The 3,324-nt window shown below is 65.1% G+C and carries 5 protein-coding genes; 3 read left to right on the top strand and 2 right to left on the bottom strand.

Going from position 1 to position 3,324, the window contains the following annotated elements:
- Positions 1–168: 168 nt before the first annotated feature.
- Positions 169–378 (bottom strand): dodecin, encoded by a 210-nt coding sequence (locus tag EA346_RS00260; protein ID WP_296754154.1) that lies wholly within the window; start codon positions 376–378, stop codon positions 169–171.
- Between the two features lie 177 nt (positions 379–555).
- Between EA346_RS00260 and EA346_RS00255 the strand changes: the two genes are divergently transcribed.
- From EA346_RS00255 to EA346_RS00245, 3 genes are all read left to right on the top strand, one after another.
- Entirely contained in the window at positions 556–948 is a 393-nt protein-coding gene (locus tag EA346_RS00255) for a DUF302 domain-containing protein (protein WP_296754151.1), read from the top strand.
- Positions 949–1,338: 390 nt separating this feature from the next.
- Complete coding sequence (locus tag EA346_RS00250; RefSeq protein ID WP_296754148.1) at positions 1,339–1,734, top strand: SCP-2 sterol transfer family protein; 396 nt, start codon at positions 1,339–1,341, stop codon at positions 1,732–1,734.
- A gap of 94 nt (positions 1,735–1,828) precedes the next feature.
- Positions 1,829–3,031: an alanine--glyoxylate aminotransferase family protein gene (locus EA346_RS00245; protein WP_296754146.1), complete on the top strand. Its 1,203-nt coding sequence runs from the start codon at positions 1,829–1,831 to the stop codon at positions 3,029–3,031.
- Here EA346_RS00245 and EA346_RS00240 read toward each other — a convergent pair whose 3' ends face one another.
- Positions 3,032–3,301 carry an RND transporter gene (locus EA346_RS00240; protein WP_296754142.1) on the bottom strand — a complete coding sequence of 90 codons (270 nt, stop codon included), beginning with the start codon at positions 3,299–3,301 and terminating at the stop codon, positions 3,032–3,034.
- Positions 3,302–3,324: the final 23 nt, after the last annotated feature.

Below are 3,324 nucleotides of genomic sequence, written 5' to 3'. Positions count from 1 at the left end.
AGCCAGACCCGTCGGGTTACGCCCTTTGGGCTAACCCGACCTACGGTGTGCTGTCGCAGCGGTGTCCCGATCCGCGGGTGTCTGTAGGTCGGGTTAGCGCAGCGTAACCCGACGTGCCGGAGACAACACTGCAACAGCCGGGGCCAAAGCGATGAGACTGAGACGCGGTCAATCCTCCATGCGGAAGCCGATCTTGACCGTCACCTGCCAATGCGCGATGGCGCCTTCCTCGATGTGCCCGCGGGTCTCGACGACCTGAAACCAGTCCATGTGGCGGATGGTTTTCGCGGCCCGGGCGACAGCCGCGCGAATAGCCTCATCGGTGCCGGTGGTCGAGGAACCGGTCAGTTCGATGGTCTTGTAGACGTGGTCGGTCATGGCGCTCTCCTGTACGGTGGTGGATTGACCAGACGCGCTGGCGGGCAGTCTGGCCCCCGTGAGTGTAGTGCGTCAGAATCGGGCGTGTTGGCGGACCACTGGGGCCCTTGTGGCCCTGCACCGGGCGCCGCTCGAGCCATTCATCCATCCTGAACACTGATTGACGAGGTGAGAACCATGTACGGATTCAACGTGACCCTGAAGACGACCGTGCCGGAAGCCATCGACCGCGTGAAGGACGCGCTGGCCACCGAGGGCTTCGGCGTACTGAGCGAGATCGACGTGGCCGGCACATTGAAGAAGAAGCTGGACCTGGACCGCCGCCCCTATCACATCCTCGGGGCCTGCAATCCGAAACTGGCCAGTCAGGCGCTGGAGGCGGATCCCGATATCGGCCTGCTCCTGCCCTGCAATGTCGTCGTGCGCGAAGAGGACAATGGCGACATCACCGTCGGCTTCATGGATCCGGTCGCCGTGATGGGCCTGGTCGACAAGGAGGGCGTGGAGCAGTTGGCCAACGACGTCCGTGCCCGGCTGGAACGCGTCCGGGACCTGCTGACCGCCGTCTGATCGGAACCGGGGCCCCGGAGCGCGAGAGGGCGTGACCGGGTGAGGAAGGATTGGTGCAGTGCGCCTTGACCACTGCAGCCTGTCCGCATCATGGTGGCAATGGCACCCCCGGAGCCGCGACGGTCACGCCGTGGCGGCCTGCCTTGGGAGCGCGGATGCCTTCTTTCATGCTCCCGGTGCAACAGCAGTCATAACGACACCGGATGGTCGCGGAAGCCCCGCAGGGGATCCCTTCGCGCGCAAGGCGCGCTCCCACGGGCCCTTGCCCTTGTAGGGGCCTGCCTTGCAGGCGAGGATTTTGGCGGTTTCGCTGCGGTCCATGCGATGTTCCTTGCCTGCGGGGGATTCGTGATCATCAGGTAACGACAAAAACGTAACGAGGAGAATCCCATGGCGGATCTGTTCAGCGAAGAGTGGATGCAGAGTTTCAAGGAGCAGTGGAACGGCGAGCCGGAACTCTCCGATGCCCTCGCCAAGATCGACTTCAACAGTGTCATCGGTTACGGATTTCCGGGTGAGGAAACGCCGCGCGGCGTGATCACCATCGAGAACGGCAAGGCCACGGCAGCGGGCGCCTACAACGGCGAGAAAATGAACTGGGATCTGCGCGCCAGCGAGGACCAGTGGACCAAGTGGATGTCCAAGCCACCGGGCATGATGGGCCTCGGCGCCGCCTTCACCACTGGCAAGATCAAGTTCGTGGTCGGCGATTACAAGGGCATGCTGAAGGATCCGCGCATGGCCGGGCCGTTCATCAAGAGCTTCTCGGTCATGGGCCGCGCCTGATCGAGGCGCCTTTCCTGCCCTGCCCGGAATGGGCGCGCGATCGATGGCCGCGTCCGGTTTTCCATTGTCTCAAACTCCCGCAAAGGTACGCCTCATGACCTTCCGTTCCTTCTTTCCGCCGGTCCGCACCCTGATGGGACCGGGCCCCTCCGATGTAAATCCGCGCGTGCTGGCGGCGATGAGCCGCCCGATCGTCGGGCACATGGATCCGGTCTTCATCGCGATGATGGAGGACATGAAGGGGCTGCTCCAGTACGCCTTCCAGACAGCGAACGCGCTGACCCTCCCGGTATCGGCGCCCGGCTCGGCGGGCATGGAGACCTGCTTCGCGAACCTGGTGGAACCCGGTGACAAGGTCATCGTATGCATCAATGGCGTCTTCGGCGGACGCATGAGGGAGAACATCCAGCGGTACGGCGGTATCGCCGTCACCGTCGAGGACGACTGGGGCCAGCCGGTCAGCCTGCAGAAGGTCGAGGAAGCCCTGAGGGGCAACCCCGATGCAAGCCTGCTTGCCTTCGTCCACGCGGAGACCTCGACCGGCGCCTGCTCCGACGTGGAAGCGCTCTGCGAACTGGCGCGCCGCCATGACTGCCTGAGCATCGTCGATGCGGTGACCTCGCTGGGCGGAATCCCGCTCCGGGTCGACGACTGGGGCATCGACGCCGTCTACTCCGGGAGCCAGAAGTGCCTGTCCTGCACGCCCGGGCTCGCACCCGTGAGCTTCAGCGAGCGCGCGGTTGCGCGCATCCGCGGCCGTAAGACGCCGGTCCAGAGCTGGTTCCTGGATCTCAACCTGGTCATGGGCTACTGGGTCGGAAGCGGCGGCAAGCGCGCCTACCATCACACGGCGCCGATCAATGCCCTGTACGCCCTGCACGAGGCCCTGGTGATCCTGCACGAGGAAGGCCTGGAAGCGAGCTGGGCGCGGCACCGGCGGCACCACGAGGCCCTGCGGGCCGGGATCGAGGCGATGGGCATGCCCTTCCTGGTCGACGAAGCCCACCGGCTGCCGCAGCTGAATGCCGTGATGGTCCCGCAGGGTGTCGACGAGATGGCGGTACGTACGGCCCTGCTCGACCGCTACAGCCTGGAGATCGGTGCCGGGCTCGGGCCCTATGCCGGCCGCATCTGGCGCATCGGCCTGATGGGTCACGCGGCCAACGAACGCAACGTCCTGCTCTGCCTCGGCGGCCTCGAGACGGTGCTCGCCGAGATGGACGTGGTCACCCCCGGCCACGCCCTGCCAGCCGCGCGCGCCATCTACTCCGAGCAACCGCGCGCCAAAGCGGCTTGACTAGCGCTCTTCAGGCTCCGAGGTCCGGAAGCGCGGGGAATACTCGTGCCAGACCTCGCGACTCAGCTTCAGGCCCAGCAGGAGCCAGGGTACCGCGTGGAGCAGCAGGTCGAAGATGTCCAGCGGCCGGGTCAGTTCACCCTGGAACAGCCAGCGGATCTTCTCGACAATGTGGGGTTCGGGCACCCACGGCGACAGCCCCAGCGTAGCGACGAAGACCACGAAGAGCCAGACGGGCGTACGATCGACCCAAGCGATAAACTTATCCATAAGTATATGCTAACCTACTTTCG

The organism is Thioalkalivibrio sp., assembly GCF_007692535.1.
Classification (GTDB): Bacteria; Pseudomonadota; Gammaproteobacteria; order Ectothiorhodospirales; family Ectothiorhodospiraceae; genus Thioalkalivibrio.
The sequence above is the reverse complement of the archived record's forward strand: the minus strand, read 5'-3'. Positions and strand labels throughout refer to the sequence as shown.